This is a genomic window from Schlesneria paludicola DSM 18645, assembly GCF_000255655.1.
Taxonomy (GTDB): Bacteria; Planctomycetota; Planctomycetia; order Planctomycetales; family Planctomycetaceae; genus Schlesneria; species Schlesneria paludicola.
This window is the reverse complement of sequence record NZ_JH636435.1, coordinates 2,094,493-2,109,578: the sequence shown is the minus strand read 5'-3', so window position 1 is coordinate 2,109,578 and position 15,086 is coordinate 2,094,493. Positions and strand designations below refer to the sequence as shown.

Annotated in this window: 15 protein-coding genes; 9 read left to right on the top strand and 6 right to left on the bottom strand. The window is 55.6% G+C overall.

Annotation, left to right across the window (positions count from 1 at the left end; all coding sequences use genetic code 11):
• The first annotated feature begins 41 nt into the window (after nt 1-41).
• From OSO_RS45235 to OSO_RS0126570, 7 genes are all read left to right on the top strand, one after another.
• Nucleotides 42-1,139: a DUF1559 family PulG-like putative transporter gene (locus tag OSO_RS45235; RefSeq protein WP_010586063.1), complete on the top strand. Its 1,098-nt coding sequence runs from the start codon at nt 42-44 to the stop codon at nt 1,137-1,139.
• A gap of 144 nt (nt 1,140-1,283) precedes the next feature.
• Entirely contained in the window at nt 1,284-2,777 is a 1,494-nt protein-coding gene (locus OSO_RS50065) for a flagellar biosynthetic protein FliO (protein WP_162130564.1), read from the top strand.
• A 116-nt stretch (nt 2,778-2,893) separates the two neighbouring features.
• Nucleotides 2,894-3,160: a flagellar biosynthetic protein FliQ gene (locus OSO_RS0126590; RefSeq protein ID WP_010586061.1), complete on the top strand. Its 267-nt coding sequence runs from the start codon at nt 2,894-2,896 to the stop codon at nt 3,158-3,160.
• 123 nt (nt 3,161-3,283) lie between these two features.
• Nucleotides 3,284-4,156 carry a flagellar biosynthetic protein FliR gene (locus OSO_RS0126585; RefSeq protein WP_010586060.1) on the top strand — a complete coding sequence of 291 codons (873 nt, stop codon included), beginning with the start codon at nt 3,284-3,286 and terminating at the stop codon, nt 4,154-4,156.
• Between the two features lie 233 nt (nt 4,157-4,389).
• Entirely contained in the window at nt 4,390-5,448 is a 1,059-nt protein-coding gene (locus OSO_RS0126580; protein ID WP_010586059.1) for a Gfo/Idh/MocA family protein, read from the top strand.
• A gap of 10 nt (nt 5,449-5,458) precedes the next feature.
• On the top strand, nt 5,459-6,082 hold the full coding sequence (locus tag OSO_RS0126575) for a DUF7691 family protein (protein WP_010586058.1): 624 nt from the start codon (nt 5,459-5,461) through the stop codon (nt 6,080-6,082).
• 46 nt (nt 6,083-6,128) lie between these two features.
• The gene (locus tag OSO_RS0126570) at nt 6,129-7,109 is read left to right on the top strand and encodes an amidohydrolase family protein (RefSeq protein WP_010586057.1); all 981 of its coding nucleotides are present in this window, start codon (nt 6,129-6,131) and stop codon (nt 7,107-7,109) included.
• Nucleotides 7,110-7,283: 174 nt separating this feature from the next.
• Here the strand turns inward: OSO_RS0126570 and OSO_RS0126565 are convergent, their stop codons facing one another.
• Together OSO_RS0126565 and OSO_RS0126560 are read right to left on the bottom strand one after the other, a co-directional pair.
• Entirely contained in the window at nt 7,284-8,075 is a 792-nt protein-coding gene (locus OSO_RS0126565) for an SDR family oxidoreductase (RefSeq protein WP_010586056.1), read from the bottom strand.
• Nucleotides 8,076-8,090: 15 nt separating this feature from the next.
• Complete coding sequence (locus OSO_RS0126560; RefSeq protein WP_010586055.1) at nt 8,091-9,014, bottom strand: DUF6807 domain-containing protein; 924 nt, start codon at nt 9,012-9,014, stop codon at nt 8,091-8,093.
• Between the two features lie 393 nt (nt 9,015-9,407).
• On the opposite strand from OSO_RS0126560, the gene OSO_RS0126550 reads away from it, so the two are divergent.
• Nucleotides 9,408-10,520, top strand: a complete 1,113-nt coding sequence (locus OSO_RS0126550; protein ID WP_010586053.1) for an FtsW/RodA/SpoVE family cell cycle protein — start codon at nt 9,408-9,410, stop codon at nt 10,518-10,520.
• Nucleotides 10,521-10,704: 184 nt separating this feature from the next.
• Here OSO_RS0126550 and OSO_RS0126545 read toward each other — a convergent pair whose 3' ends face one another.
• Nucleotides 10,705-11,022, bottom strand: coding sequence for an HU family DNA-binding protein (locus OSO_RS0126545; RefSeq protein WP_010586052.1), 318 nt, complete (start codon nt 11,020-11,022; stop codon nt 10,705-10,707).
• A gap of 421 nt (nt 11,023-11,443) precedes the next feature.
• On the opposite strand from OSO_RS0126545, the gene OSO_RS0126540 reads away from it, so the two are divergent.
• Nucleotides 11,444-12,154, top strand: a complete 711-nt coding sequence (locus OSO_RS0126540; RefSeq protein ID WP_010586051.1) for a hypothetical protein — start codon at nt 11,444-11,446, stop codon at nt 12,152-12,154.
• Between the two features lie 265 nt (nt 12,155-12,419).
• Here OSO_RS0126540 and OSO_RS0126535 read toward each other — a convergent pair whose 3' ends face one another.
• The 3 genes from OSO_RS0126535 to ybeY form a co-directional block, all read right to left on the bottom strand.
• Nucleotides 12,420-13,016 carry a thioredoxin family protein gene (locus OSO_RS0126535; protein WP_010586050.1) on the bottom strand — a complete coding sequence of 199 codons (597 nt, stop codon included), beginning with the start codon at nt 13,014-13,016 and terminating at the stop codon, nt 12,420-12,422.
• A gap of 103 nt (nt 13,017-13,119) precedes the next feature.
• Nucleotides 13,120-14,454, bottom strand: a complete 1,335-nt coding sequence (locus OSO_RS0126530) for a hemolysin family protein (RefSeq protein ID WP_010586049.1) — start codon at nt 14,452-14,454, stop codon at nt 13,120-13,122.
• Between the two features lie 7 nt (nt 14,455-14,461).
• A complete protein-coding gene (ybeY, locus tag OSO_RS45225; protein WP_010586048.1) occupies nt 14,462-14,974 on the bottom strand; it encodes an rRNA maturation RNase YbeY in 513 nt (170 codons plus the stop codon).
• Nucleotides 14,975-15,086 lie beyond the last annotated feature (112 nt).

The following is a 15,086-nucleotide window of genomic DNA, read 5'->3' as shown; positions in this document are numbered from 1 at the left end:
CGTCAATTCGTACCGGAGGGTACGAACAGGAGATGCGCGAGATGTGTTCGATTGAATTCCACCAAAGTCATGCCAACGAAAAAAGGACAGAGGTTCGAGAAGCTTTAGATCGTCGAGGCGTTCAACGTGATACACGGCCGCGATATGTTGCAGGTACGTCCAACGGTTTTACGCTGGTGGAACTGCTGGTCGTGATTGCCATCATTTCTGTGCTGGTGGCGATGCTGTTGCCAGCTGTGCAGCAGGCCCGTGAAGCGGCAAGGCGGACGCAGTGCAAAAACAATTTGAAGCAGATGGGGATTGCATTTCATTCGTATCATGAAATCTTCAACTGCTTCCCCAAGGGAGGTTACGGGGGAAGTCTCGCGTCATCGGCGCTTTATGAAACCGCCAATGCCAAGGCGTGTCGCGTCGTCAGTTGGGGCATCGCACTCCTTCCGCATCTCGATCAGTCAAACCTGTATCAGCAGTGGGACTTCAATCAGTGGTATTTACAGCCCAACAATCAGAAGCTAGCCCAAACGATGCTGTCCGTGTTTCTGTGCCCGTCGGTAAACCTTCCCCTTCTCAGGGCGAATGGCGACGCCGTCAACTCGCAACCGCAGTACGCTCGCTCAGACTACTCCGGCAACTGGGGCGAACGCGGTGTACGCTGTTACCCAGCCACGAACTGTCAGAACAACTACTCGACTCTCGGTGATCTTTCAGGAAACCCGCGCGGCACCATGATGCTTCAACCGAATGCGTCGTTCCTGTCGTTGACGCTGGGGTTGCGGGATATGGTCGATGGCACGGGCTACACGACGTTGGTCGGCGAAGCGCCCAACGCGATTTTCGGCACGTGGGCCAGCCATAAGAATGTTATGGATCAGAGCGCGGGACTGAATCTCAGTTTTGCACGCACGTCGACATGGAGCTCGTGCGTGGTGACCGCGACTCAAATGACATCAGCAAACGGGACGCTCGGGCTTTTAGGATGTGACGTCGGACACCAGGACTTCCACAGCTATCACACGGGGGGAGCACATTTTCTGTTCTGCGATGGTTCTGTGCGATTTCTGTCGCAGTCGATGAACAATGTGACCTTCTCTGCAATTTTCTCTTACAAGGGAAGTGAGATGATCAGCGATGGTTTTTGACCTCGACGACCTTCTGATGCTCGTGAAAGCGATCTCCGGCGATGGGTTTGCAACCTGATCTTGTCGTAAATGCCGATCGCAGGTATTTCACTCGCTGAATGTTCGGCAGATTTTGCCGGACGTTCGGGAGTGAATGGAATTGTGATGACTGAGTTCCCACGTGAGCAGTTCGCACCAGGGAAGCGGCGACTGTTCATGCTGATGTTTCCCCTCGCAGTCGGATTGATCGGGATCGCGTCCGTTTCGGCGCAAGACGACTCCCGATTCCGATCGCGTGAGACGCCGCGCGCGCTGCCACTTCCCGCGCGAGTCAACGGGCCGTCAGAGACATCAGGAAAAAGCAAATCGATCTCCGCCTCAAACAGTCTGATCAGCACGGCCGTTTCATTAAGTCTGATCGTCGGAGCCCTGTTTGTTGCGGGGCGCTGGATGAAACGCAATGGATTTCGCGGCCCACAACAACTGCCCGACGAGGCCCTTGAAGTCTTGGGCCGCCGAACTCTCGAACCGCGTGCGTCTGTTCATCTGGTCAGACTAGGATCGCGCGTCCTGCTGCTTGGCGTCGGCGGCGATGGCGTCAGGACACTCAGTGAAATCGACGACCCGGTCGAAGTCGAGCGGCTGATCCGTGCATGCGATCAGGAATCTAAATCGGAGACGCTGGCAAGCGTCGCCACCAAAACCGTGTCACGCGCGATGTCGTCCCGATCGATTCCGAGCGCGCCGCGCGTGTTGACGATCCTGTTGGGTCTGGGACTGATCTTCCTATCGACGCAGGTGTCTCATGCCCAGCCCGCTCGTCCCGGCAGTGTCACGACGCGGCTACGCGAGCAACCGAAAGCGATTCCAGAGAGCCGTGTTCCTAAAATTCAGCCGGCATCGCTGGAAATGCAGACTGGCGAGTCCAGTGATTCAACCTCGGGGATCTCGCCCCAACAATTGGGCGCGTCTCTGAAGCTTGTTGCGCTAATGTCGGTTTTCAGTCTGGCTCCTTCGATCCTGATGATGACGACGTGCTTTGTGCGTTTCATCGTTGTGCTGGGGCTCTTGCGTCAAGCCTTGGGAACGCAGCATGGGCTGCCGAGTCACGTGCTGTCGGCGATCTGCTTGTTTCTGACGTTTCTCGTGATGTCGCCCATCTGGCAACGCAGCTACCAGGAAGGAATCCGACCTTATACGAATCCCGCGCCGGGCGAGGTCGTGATCGATGAGACGACAGCGATTCATCGTGCATTGAAACCTGTTCGAGGTTTCATGAGCGAACAGATTGACATGGCTGGCAATGCCGATGCGGTCTGGATGCTGTTGGACTATCAACAATCACCCGACCCCGTCGACAGCGAATCGCGATCGAATCGCGATTCCAGTCCGCCCGAAAGCTACGACGATGTTCCGTTTACGGTCCTGGCTCCGGCGTATCTGTTGAGCGAATTAAAGGTGGGGTTTCTGATCGGCTTTCAATTGTTTCTGCCGTTTCTGGTGATTGATCTGGTGGTGGCCACAATCTTGACCAGTCTGGGACTGACAATGATGCCCCCTTCCACAATTTCGATGCCGTTTAAATTGTTGCTGTTTGTCCTGATCGATGGTTGGTTTCTGACGGTGGGAATGTTGCTTGAAAGTGTGCGGGTCGCGTGATCGACCGCGGATTTCACAGTGCAGAGCGAGCCGAACGAATTGCGTGTTCCCATACCCAGATCGCCGATTCTGGCTTCTGTTTTAGGATGAGTTTTCAAACGAGATTGGTTTAAAAGATGACCGCCGAACTTGCCGCGGAGTTATGCCAAACGGCCCTGACGCTGGCGTTGATTGTCGGTGGCCCCATATTGCTAGCGGCCTTGTCGACAAGCCTGATCGTGGGAATGTTGCAGGCCGCCACTCAGATGCACGATCAAACGCTGGCATTCATTCCCAAATTCGTCGTCATGTCACTCGTCATCCTGTTTCTGTTGCCGTGGGGAATCAGTCGGCTGACGGAATACGCGACGGACTTGATTCGTGGGATTCCCGGTTCGATCTAGCGTCCGGTCGTCCAACGGTTCGAGTTGCAATTCGTGAGATTGCGTTCGACGTTTGCAACGAACCTTGTTTTGCAACACGAGTCACCGGATCTCTTTTGATCCCTCTTTCGGCTGTCGAATGCGATGAACGAACTGATCACCCAACTGCTCGCTGATCCCTGGGGGCGGTTGCTCTTGCAGTATGCGGCTCTTGGCGGTGCAGAGCAGGCGTTGATGTTTGTGCTGGTGGCGAGTCGGCTGGCGGGTGCATTCATTGTGGCGCCGCAACTGATGCCAAGCTCAATTCCCTGGACGGTGCGCCTGGGGATCGTCGTGATTCTCGCGCTGTTGATCGCCCCGTTATTGGTGACGTCGTGGACTGTCATTGCCGAGGTCGAATTGACGGCGTTCTCGGCTTCCATGGAAGGAAGTCTGGCGACGGCGACGGGGATGCTTTGTTTGATCGCCAGCGAAGTGGGACTTGGCACGCTGTTTGGGATCGGCATCCTGACGATCATGGCCGGACTTCGGCTGGCGGGGGAACTGCTGGATCGGCATAGCGGATTGGGAATGGGGGCGATCTACAATCCAGAATGGTCATCGGGAGAATCGGCTGGAGGAACACTGATTCAGTTGCTGGGGATCGCGACTTTTCTCTTGATTGAGCCGATCGGCGGCGGTGAACAGATTCTGGGGTGTCTGATTCAATCGTTTCGAACAATCCCGGCGGGATGCAGTTGGGGGTCGCTATCAGCGATCGAACTGCTCGGGGGGGTGGTTCAGTTCTCGCTGCAATTTGCGATTCGGGTGGCATTGCCGGTGATCGCGACCATGATTCTAGTGGATCTGACGTTGGCTTTTGCCAATCGCGGCGTTTCATCGCCGGCGAACTCATCGCAACTTGCCATTCGTGCCTGTGCCGGGCTGGCGGTGTTGACTGTCTCGACGCGAGCGATCCCCGACCTCGTTTCCGATGCGACTCTGGTAACCGTTCGATTAGTGAGCGGAATTCATTGAATTCGCGTGATTATGAATCATTTGGACGCTTAGGATGGCATATCCGTCAGTTCCTGGGTACTCAGAAGATCGAAGTCGATCGGTAGGTGTGTCTCAGATCTTGCGGCGTGCGCAAGTCTCCGCTTATGGCGGAGGAAATGGTTCGCCGTTAGAATAATCGCCTTTCCCTCGTTCGATTTTGTTCGCAAGGGGCATTCTCACTCAGACTCGCATTATGTGGGGCAATAGAGCGCATGGCGGCCAGTAGTTCTTCTTCCATTCGGGTTGGCGTGGTTGGCGCGGGTGACAACACGCGACGTCATCATATTCCCGGTTTGCGAGCCGTTCCTGGTGTGAGCGTGGCGGGAGTCGTCAATCGGACTCCTGAGTCCACCGCACGCGCTGCAACGGAACTCGGAATTCCCAAACAATTCGCCACATGGCAGGCATTGGTCACCGATCCAGGTATCGACGCGGTGGTGATCGGCACCTGGCCGAACATGCACTGCGCGATCACCTGTGCTGCCCTGGAAGCAGGTAAGCATGTGCTGTGCGAAGCGCGCATGGCCCGCAATGTGGCTGAAGCTCGTCAGATGCAGGCTGTTGCCGACGCTCATCCAGACCGGATTGCGATGGTCGTTCCCAGCCCGTTTGGTCTGCCATGCGATGCCGAGATGCTGCAACTGATGCGCGATCGCTTCATTGGCGAGCTGCGCGAACTGGTCGTCATCGGTGCCGATGACCAGTTCCATGATTACTCGCGTTTTCTGCATTGGCGTCAAGATGCGGAAATCAGCGGCTTCAATGTGCTGAGCCTGGGAATCATGCACGAGACGCTTTTGCGATGGGTTCCCGCACCGATACGCGTGTTTGCCCAAACACAAACGTTCGAGCCCGTGCGGCCCAATCCGAATGGACCCGGAAATCGCCAGGTGACCGTCCCCGACAGCGTTCAGGTGCTGACTCAGTTGCCGGGGGGAGCGCGAGGGGTCTATCACTTCAGTGGAATCGATCTGCATGGTCCCGGCAAGCAGATTCATCTCTACGGCAGTTCAGGCACCGTGAAGGTGTTGTTTGGTGCACAGGAACGAATCCTGATCGGACGCGTGGGTGATGCGCAGTTGCGTGAGCTGGTTGCCCCCGCGAATAAGATTGGCGGCTGGCGCGTCGAAGCAGAATTTATCGGTGCCATTCGTGGGGAAGAGCCTGTGACCAGGACCACGTTCCCGAGCGGTGTGCAATATATGGAGTTCACCGAAGCGGTGGCACGTAGTGCCGCCAGCGGGTTGCCGGTCGATCTTCCATTGCTGTGAAAGGTTCGACATGAGTCACGGCGTGACGCCATTTGCGGTGAGCTTGCCCCAGATTCAGAAGGTTGTTGGCTCACGAAGCAAATCGTTATTGCTTGAGCTTCGTGAAGAGTTCGAAGATGAACTTCTGGAAGATCGCGAAGAAGTCGAAGAAGCGAACGAGGACGACGAATTCGATCCTGAGCTGGCGCTGGATGCGGCGCTGCGCCACCTGATTATGGACGAAGAACGTTGGGACTATGAAGGAGCCAAGTACGGCTACGCTTTGGAAATGCTTTGTTCCTTCTATGGCAATTTCTTGCCCAATGATTGCTGGGCGAGCGTGCCGATGACTTGGGCAGAGACGGTGAATGACGCACTGCTGGAAGTCGGGGTACCGATTGAAACCTTCTCGATCTTCGGACACCTGATCTATCGCGGTTCGCCCGTCGACATTCCAGACATCGACGATTTTCCTTATATCGGCTATGTCAATCGGGCCGAAATCCCCGCGGCGCTCGAGGCGTTGACCGACGAGCGACTGGCGGCGATCACGCATTCCGAGGTGGAAGAGATTCGAAGTGCCGCCGAGCAGGTCCGGGAGTGGCTCGAAACCTGCCTGCGGGAAAAGTCGGATCTCGTCTGTTTCTTTTACTGATCGAACGAGACTTCAAGCGGGTTTACCACACTTCAGGAATCGCTTCATGAACGAATTCGTTTCGCGTCGAAATTTTCTGACAACGGTAGCCACACAAGCGACGGCCGCGACCTTGGCCTCGGGACTCGTATCGGCTGTCACTGCTCAGGATCAACCTATGCCAGATCAACTCCCCATCATTGATACGCATCAGCACCTGTGGGATCTGACGAAGTTCACGCTGCCGTGGCACAAAGGTCCAGAGACGAAGCCGTTGCAACGCAGCTTTGTCATGTCGGACTACCTGGAAGCGACAAAAGGATTGAACGTCGTCAAAACCATCTACATGGAAGTCGACGTCATACCGGAACAGCAGGTCGCTGAAGCGGCCTATGTCACGGAGCTTTGCGAGCGCGGCGACAATCCGATGCGTGCCGCGGTCATTTCCGGACGACCGGGAACGCCCGGGTTTGATGCCTATATTCGCAAATTTGCGAATGATAAGTACATTCGAGGCATTCGTCAGGTGCTGCATGGTGATTCGACGCCGCCCGGTTACTGCCTGCAACCCAAGTTTGTTGAAAGCATCCAGACACTGGGTGAACTCGGCAAGAGTTTCGACCTGTGTGTGCGGCCCGGGGAAGTGGTTGATGCGGTGAAACTTGTGGATCAGTGTCCGAAGACCCGATTCGTCCTGGATCATTGCGGCAACATGAGCGTCACCTCAACAGATGATGCACTTCGGTCGAAGTGGAAGCTGGGTATGAAAGAATTGGCAGCCCGCCCGAATGTCGTTTGCAAGGTGTCTGGAATCGTCGTGACGGCAAACAAGGACTGGAAGGCCGAAGATCTTGCGCCGAACATCAACGACACGTTGGATGCGTTCGGTGAAGATCGAGTGATGTTCGCGGGGGACTGGCCGGTCTGTACCCTGCGTGCTTCGTTCGCTCAATGGGTCAACGCACTGAAACTGATCGTGAAAGATCGGTCACTTGTGTTCCAGAAGAAGTTGTTTCATGACAACGCCGCCAAGTTCTATGGCGTGTGATCGGCGGCGGATTGCTGCGAATGAGTTGTCGCGCCGTCGAATGGCGATTGTCTGAGGGGCCAAGTCCTGTCTTGGCTGGCTCTGACAGTTGAAAAACGAGCCCTTTGACGATGACGAAAAGGAGCATGGCGTCTTTGCGATCGGGCAACGCCTTTGGCGCGCACCTTGGCGGCGTCATAGGCCGCCCGTGGTTTCCCCTAGAAAACGTCCGCCATCGACGCGGAAGATTTCGCCTGTCACGAAGTCGGTGCCTTCAAGCAGGTAGAGCACGGCGCGATTCACGTCGTCGGCACAGCCAAGTCGATTCAAGAGGGACGAGGCTCGAATCTGTTCAAGCTGAGCGGCCGTACTTCCAGGTGGCGGTTCGACAGCGCCTGGCGCGATCGCATTGACGGTGATGGTCGGGGCCAGTTCGACGGCGAGGGCTTTGGTCAGCGTGACCAGTCCACCTTTTGCTACGAGATACGGTAGATAGTCTCGATAAGGCCGATCGACGGCCCAGTCAGTGAAATGGATAATCTTGCCTTGCAGGCCGTTTTCAATCGGTTGCTGCTGCATCATGCGTGCGGCGGCGATCGCGGTGAAGTAGGGAGCGGTCAGATTTGACGCCAGCATTTCAGTGTAGTCATTCGGTCGCAATTGTTCGAATGGCGTTGGATGATAGATGCTCGTCAAATTAATCAGGACATCGAGCGATCCGAACGTTCGTTTCGTTTCGTCAACCAGCGATTCCGCGTCATCGGGGTGCCGTAAATCGGCCGGAAACGCTTGAGAGTTGACACCAATTCGTTCGCACTCGTTGACGACCTTCAGGGTCGCGTCGCGACTGGTGTGATAGCTGAACGCGATGTTTGCACCGCGTTCAGCCAGTTGCAACGCCAGCTTTGCGCCCAATCGACGCCCGCCGGTGATCAGAACCGTCTTGCCGTCGAGGATCATGATTCGATCTTCCGTCTGTTGAATCACAGTCTGGATCGACGTTCATTTTGTCGATTGCAGGAACTGGTTATAAGCCTCGGGAACTTTCGCGTCGGCGACCGGTCCTGAGTGAATATAGAGTCCATACCGAAAACGCAGCGAGGCGGTCACGTCATCGAGAATGACAGGCTTGGCTTTGCCTTTGTCGTTCTGGTAGGCCCCTTCACCAAACGGGCTGACAGAAAATAGGCCGTAGTCACGGACGTGATATCGAGAGGGGCGGAAGTTGGCTGGGTGATCCATGATGGCCACACCATACGTTTTTCCATTGACGTTCCCTGTGTAGTCGACCCATCGTGCGGGTCGGCCCCAACATTCTGCCGTGGTCTTCTGGCCTTCTGAATTGATGACCGTTCCCCCTTCTTTTTCGCGCATCGACTGGGCGATTCGAAAGCCGAGGAAGCCTTCTTTCGTGTCATCGAAGCGAACAAGCTGGTTGGTCGGCCGTGTGAGTGTGGTCTCGTACGTGATCAGGCGATTGGGGTAGATCGAGATCGTGGTCTGTTCCAGCAGAGTCGGTACACCTTCGGATTTGAGCCATTCATTCCGCAGGTGGATCTTTGCGGGATTGCCTGACGAGGACTTCACTTCCCGATTCACAATTTTGCCGCGTTCCGCCCAGAACCTGATGTCGTTCACTTCATCAACAGACAGCCACATCCCGCGGTGATGCGGATGATCTTTCTCGTTGGGATCTATGGGACGAGTCAGGATTGTTCCATCTGCTGCTTTGACGGGCCAGAAGTAGGGCTTCGCCTGACTAGGGTCGTTGTGGAATACGGTGAACTCTTCGCCTTGTATTTTGACGACCAGCCCATCGGGATTCGATTCGATGGTCACAGGTTCCTCGGCGCGAGCCGCCGCACACGAGAAGGCGCCGATCATGATGAGGCAGCTGAAGGCGCGACAAAACCAGACGTGAATCATGAAGCACGCTCCCTGTTGTGAATAATGTTGGACGGGGGAATCCCTGAACATTCTCGGTGACTCAATGATAGCGGCGAGCGTTTCCTCGCGTCGACCCTGACGATGCGTGGACATTCCCCCGCGGCGGTATGGATTACGAATTGTGGTCGTGTGACAAGTCCGTGTGACGTTCTCGAGAGAGCAGGAATCGTCTGCCGTCGTGACCTGACTGCCAGTGCGCCTGCCACGGTTTGAAGAACCTGATTTTTTCGATAACCGGCTTCATCGGAGTGTTCATTTTCGATGATTGGGGAAATCTCTTGATTGAAGATTTCCCCTGAAGTTCGGGCGGCCGATGGCCGATGGCTCGCACGAGAGGCCGTTTTCTGGATGCCAGAATGAAGGCGGGCGAGTGTGGAACTGTGTCGTCATCTATTCGTCGCGTTTGCGGCACTGCTGCTGGGGTTTGGACTGCTGATGGTTCACAGCGCCAGCGTGACGTCCTGGCCGACGGAATTTGAACGCATCTACCTTTCGCGTCATCTTGCCTTTTTGGCTCTAGGATTGGTTTTGGCCGGGTTCGCCGCGACGCGTCGCCCCGATTTTTGGCGACGATTCGCTCCCCTCTTGTTCCTGGTGACAGTGAGTCTGCTGGTCCTGGTACTGATCCCGGGGATTGGCGTTCGCGTCAAAGGTGCCCAGCGCTGGATTCGCCTGCCAGGTGTGTCACTACAACCTTCAGAGCTGGCCAAGATTGCTCTGCCGCTGATGATGTGTTGGCTGGTCGATCGCCATCGACACCGACTGCAGGGATGGATGACGGGGACGATTCCGTTTGTCTTTCCCGTGGCTATATCGGTCCCGCTGGTCTTGATTGAGCCCGATTTGGGGACCGCCGTCTTTTTGCTCGGCGGCGCGGCTCTGGTACTCTTTGCAGGGGGCTGGCCGCTGCGTAATTTTCTGATTGGTTTGGGGCTGGCGGTTCCTGCGGCTCTGGGGGCGCTGGCGATGAAGCCGTATCAGCGTCAGCGGATTGTCGGATTCGTGCAATCGTGGACGAACTTTGAAGAGGCTCCGTATCAATTGAAGCAATCACTGGTAACCGTCGGGGCGGGCGGACTGTCGGGAGTTGGCCTGGGGCGTGGCTGGCAAAAGTTGAGCTTTCTACCAGAAGCGAATACCGACTTTGTGTTTGCCGTGATCGCAGAAGAACTGGGGCTGATCGGAACACTCAGCCTGATCGCCCTCTGGTGCGGCCTGTATCTGACGGGGCTACGGATGCTGAACCACCTCGATCATCGCCGATTTGCGTTTCTGGCGGGGTTTACGCTGCTGACGCAGCTCACGGCTCAAGCGATGCTGAACGTGGCTGTCGTGACCGCCATGGTTCCTCCCAAGGGGATCTCGCATCCTTTGATCAGTGCCGGGGGGACGAGTCTGGTGGTGAGTCTGATGGCCATTGGAATCGTCTTGAGCCTATCGCGTGATTCGCGTGAGGACGATCTACCACTGTCTGAGGTCGCATGATCACGGGCCCGAGGTGTGGGCCGTTCGATCGACGGCAGCGTTCAAGCACGATTCGTGCGTTCGAATGCCGTTCGACGGTGTTCTCAAGTACCAGCGTTCTCAAGTAGCCGCGTTTCAAAATAAAAGACGGGCAGCGGGGATAAAACCTCTGCCCGTCTTGACGATCAATTATTGACGTGAGGGATCACGCCATATCTTTGAGAGCCTTCAGCGCACGGATCTTGACGACCTTGCGAGCCGGCTTGGCCTTAACAGTCATCATTTCGCCTGGCTTGAACGGATTTGGGCGTTGAGTGGCCTTCGTCGCGGGCTTGGTGATGACGTTGATCTTCATCAGGCCAGGAACGTTGAACACTTGCGGTCCCTTCTTGCCGATTTCTTTGCCGATCAGCTCGGTCAGGCTGGCGATCACGTTTGACACGTCCTTGCGTGTGAGTCCAGTGGACTCGGCCAAAGCGTTGATCACGTCGGTCTTGGTCAAAGGCTTTTTGGTCTCGGACATCATTTCTCTCCTCGGTTGCGACAATCCTGTCTGCGAAATCCATTTCGGAAGCGACTTCAATGTCTTTGAGGAAACGTGTTCCTCATTGGTTTGTTAGTTAAATCAGCGGCTTTTTCAATGTCAATGAAGACTCAGGTGTTTTTTACCCATGTTTTTTAGAGTTTTTCGTAATATTGGTCTGCGAAAATCTACATTTTCAGGGAATTTTCGCTCAACTCGACCAGAAAGCCCCTGTTTTTAGGGGTGAAAGTCATCATTTCGAGCGGCCCGTGATCCGGGCTGACGTCCGACTCGTTCAGCGTGTCTGCTGGAATGATCGAGAACCGGCGGTTAGAGTTCGCAGACCAAGTCGCTTCGTGCCGAGAGGACGATCTTCCGTGGCTGTCCTGCAAACCGTGTGACGCTTTTCGAGGAGTTTTCCGTGTCCCAAAAGCCTGCTGTTACGTCGTCGAGCCCTCAAGTCAAGCCGATTATTCTCGTGTCGTACCCGAAGATTATTCTGCTTTATCCGACGTTCTTTGCGTCGATCATCGCGGCGATCGTGGCCTGCTTTTTGAGCGCCGACAGCGTTCATCATCAGACAACGGCCGTCACATTTCTGCTCGTCATGACCATTAATATGGTGGTGCTGGCGTTCGATTTTCCCCGGACGACATCGCTGATCGTGTTCTTCGTTGCCGTGACGTTGATCCTGGGTGGGTTGCTGATGTCGATCTATTTCCCCACGCTGTTGCCGGCCGTCACGGATATGCTCAATAAGATTGAACCCAAGGCCAACGCGACGTTCTACACCTGTTTCGCCGCCATGCTGGGACTGATCTATCTGGCCGTGTTCATTTACATCCGATTTGACTATTGGGAAGTGCGTCCGAATGAACTGCTGCATCACCACGGATTTCTGAGCAGCCTGGAACGTTATTCGGCCCCCAATCTTCGAATCAGCAAAGAGATCGACGATGTCTTTGAGTACATGCTGCTGCGGTCAGGGCGATTGATTCTTCATCCCAGCAACGAGCCCCGAGCATTCGTGCTCGACAACGTGCTGGGAATCGACACGAAAGAAACATCCATCACGAAGATGTTGGGTGCGCTGCAAGTCCAGATTCGAGACGAGCGAACGTCGGATACGTAATTCTGCTGGCGAAACGACGTCAACACGTTGCTTGCGAGATCGTTGGTGCTCGAATGACGTCGTACGATCTTCACGCCAGAACTGGTGAAAAAACCAAGCCCAGGATTGCGATTGAACCGATCGCAATCCTGGGCTCTTGTCCCTTGGGACTTATGGCCCCGAGGAGTGAAAACTAAAATCAGGCACTGATTGCCGTGCGGCTTTACGCGCCAGCAACCGCCTGGATCTTGGCCTCGAGACTCCCCTCGAGGAGATTCGTCCGTCGTTACTCGACTGCCGCCATACCAGTGAAGTATTCAGGCTCGTGACCGGCAATCCATTTGATGTTGCAGCCGATACTGGGCCGCTGTTCTTCCAGTGGGCCCTTCCCTGCTAGCATCTGATCGACGGCCTGGCGAAGATCGCTGCCTGTCACCGGCTTTCCGTTGCTGGGGCGACTGGCGTCGAACTGGCCACGATAGACAAGCGCCTGATGGCTGTCGAAGACGAAGAAGTCTGGTGTGCAGGCGGCTTTGTAAGCAATCGCGACTTTCTGGCTGGCATCGTAAAGATACGGGAATGTATATCCCGCGGACTTGTGCTCTTCGACCATCTTCGCGGGGCCGTCGTCAGGATACGCCGACGCGTCGTTCGAGCTGATTCCTACAACGGCGACGCCCTTGGCCAGATAGTCTTTGCCGAACTGGGCCAATCCCGTTCGCAAGTGTTTGACGAATGGACAGTGGTTGCACATGAAGATGACAACCAGCCCCTTGGCCGATTTGAAGTCGTCGAGTGAAACGGTTTTGCCATCAATATTGGGCAGCGAGAATGAGGGAGCCTTCGTTCCCAGTGGCAGCATCGTTGAAGCGGTTTTGACCATATCCAGGTCGTCCTCTCAAAAGTCGAAGTTTCGATTCGCGCATGACATTTTGCTGACGAATCGCCGGTGGATGATTTCTCGGTAAAGGCACTTCACCGAAACGTCACCCATCCGATTTCAGTTTACCATTGTGTCCCAGGGCCAGGCCATGGGCGGTCGTCGGTGCAAAGTCGATCCGCAGCCGTTTCACGACACGTGCGTCGGCGTTTAGGACGGTCAGCTTCAGTCGATTCCATTCGAACGATTCGCCGGGAGAGGGCATGCTTCCCTTTTGAGCGAAGACAAAGCCGCCAATCGTGTCGAATTCGCCATCTTCCGGCAGTCCAAAGTTGAAGCGGCGATTGAGTTCGTCCAGGCGGACTCTTGCAGAGACTTCAACAGCGGATTCACCGAGTTCTTCGACGTCATCAGCGAGTTGCTCGTCGTCGTATTCGTCCGAGATTTCTCCGACGATCTCTTCCAGGATATCTTCCATCGTGACCAGCCCGGCGACGCCGCCGTATTCATCGTGAACGATGGCAATGTGAACCTTCTGACGTTTCATTAATTCCAATAGTGAGGGGATCGCGGTCGTAATCGGCACGAAAACGGGCTCGCGAATGATGTCGCGTAGCACAGGAATCGTCTGGCCGTTCTTGGTCGGTTCGAGGGCGCGAAGCAGATCCTTGGCGTACAGCACGCCCAGGACATCGTCGGTCGAATCACCGATCACGGGGATCCGGCTGTGTCCCGATTCAATTAATTGTTGCCGGGCTTCTTCAAGCGTCAGGTCGGCACTGACGCAATCCATCTCGGTGCGTGGCGTCATGATGGCGCCGACATCTTCGTCTTGAAGTTGCATGACGCGCTGGATCATGGCGCTCGAGCCGGAATCGAGTGCACCTTCACGTTCACCTTCTTCCGCGACCGAACGAATTTCTTCTTCGAACTTGTGGGTGTCATCCTGATCCAGCTCGATTCGCCCGGACATTCGATGTGCATAACGGTCGAGGACGCTGGCGAACCATAGCAGGGGTGACAGCACCGTCTGCAATCCTTCGATCACGGGCCAGAAGGTGCAGAGAAACGCTTCTGAAGCTACGCGGGCGATGGTCCAGGGTAAGAGGTCGGCCGCGATGAACGTCAACGCTGCAAAGAATGCATACCGCAAAATGAATTGGAGCGTTCCCCCACTCAGGGACTGATCCGCGCCGACTTCTGGCCAACCAATCCAACTGCACAGGACAATCGCAAGACCCAATGTGGAAAGCGTCAACAGGAACTCAAGCGCCAAGAGTGCCGGTCCCTGCATTTTCAGGATCCGGCCAAAGCGGTCGCTCGCGCCGCGTCGAGTGCAAAGGTCCTCCAGCCGGCGATACGAGAAGTCGCGCAGTGCGTCGCAGCCCAAGGCGCTCCAGCACGCCACAAGCATCAGCACGAAGAGCAATGCGGGCAACATGATCACGTCACGATTCCAATCCAGTCGGGCGAAAACCCCAAAGGGCGAGTAATTCTCGCTCTCGGGTTCGCATCACGGGCCGTGCATCATCCGTCAGATCGTCATAACCGCAAAGATGAAGCAATCCGTGTACCACGTAGAGTAGCAATTCTGCCGTGGGACTCCATCCCTGGGCGGTCGCTTCGCGGACTGCGGTCTCGGTACTGACAATCAGTTCTCCTTCGAATGGAGGCGCATTTTCGATCGCATCCATCTCGGTTGGGAGCAGTGCCGAGGCGGCGGAGTCGTGTGATTCCGTCTGTTCATCCAGCCGGAAGCTGATCACGTCCGTGGGATAGTCGTGTCCCAGAAATTGCCGGTTAACGCGGTGAATCTCGGCATCGTCGACGAGCGCGAGGCTGATTTTCGCGGAAGCGACGCCTTCTTCGGCGAGTACGCGTGCCACGGCCAATTCCAGGAAGGCGCGCTCGACGATCAGTGAGGATTGTTGGTCAGCGATTTCAATCAAATAGTCAGGCATCGGCTCAGAACAATGGACTCGCGGCACGCCATTCGAACATCAAGTTGTGATTATAGCATAACTTAATGAGTTATTACGTTTTCGCATATCGTCACAATCTGCCTGATCGAAG

Excerpts from the sequence above, each read along its gene's own strand:
- OSO_RS45235 (WP_010586063.1), top strand. The coding sequence starts at position 42 with ATGTGTTCGATTGAATTCCACCAAAGTCATGCCAACGAAAAAAGGACA.
- OSO_RS50065 (WP_162130564.1), top strand. The coding sequence starts at position 1,284 with ATGACTGAGTTCCCACGTGAGCAGTTCGCACCAGGGAAGCGGCGACTG.
- OSO_RS0126590 (WP_010586061.1), top strand. The coding sequence starts at position 2,894 with ATGACCGCCGAACTTGCCGCGGAGTTATGCCAAACGGCCCTGACGCTG.
- OSO_RS0126585 (WP_010586060.1), top strand. The coding sequence starts at position 3,284 with ATGAACGAACTGATCACCCAACTGCTCGCTGATCCCTGGGGGCGGTTG.
- OSO_RS0126580 (WP_010586059.1), top strand. The coding sequence starts at position 4,390 with ATGGCGGCCAGTAGTTCTTCTTCCATTCGGGTTGGCGTGGTTGGCGCG.
- OSO_RS0126575 (WP_010586058.1), top strand. The coding sequence starts at position 5,459 with ATGAGTCACGGCGTGACGCCATTTGCGGTGAGCTTGCCCCAGATTCAG.
- OSO_RS0126570 (WP_010586057.1), top strand. The coding sequence starts at position 6,129 with ATGAACGAATTCGTTTCGCGTCGAAATTTTCTGACAACGGTAGCCACA.
- OSO_RS0126560 (WP_010586055.1), bottom strand. The coding sequence starts at position 9,014 with ATGATTCACGTCTGGTTTTGTCGCGCCTTCAGCTGCCTCATCATGATC.
- OSO_RS0126545 (WP_010586052.1), bottom strand. The coding sequence starts at position 11,022 with ATGTCCGAGACCAAAAAGCCTTTGACCAAGACCGACGTGATCAACGCT.
- OSO_RS0126535 (WP_010586050.1), bottom strand. The coding sequence starts at position 13,016 with ATGGTCAAAACCGCTTCAACGATGCTGCCACTGGGAACGAAGGCTCCC.
- OSO_RS0126530 (WP_010586049.1), bottom strand. The coding sequence starts at position 14,454 with ATGTTGCCCGCATTGCTCTTCGTGCTGATGCTTGTGGCGTGCTGGAGC.
- ybeY (WP_010586048.1), bottom strand. The coding sequence starts at position 14,974 with ATGCCTGACTATTTGATTGAAATCGCTGACCAACAATCCTCACTGATC.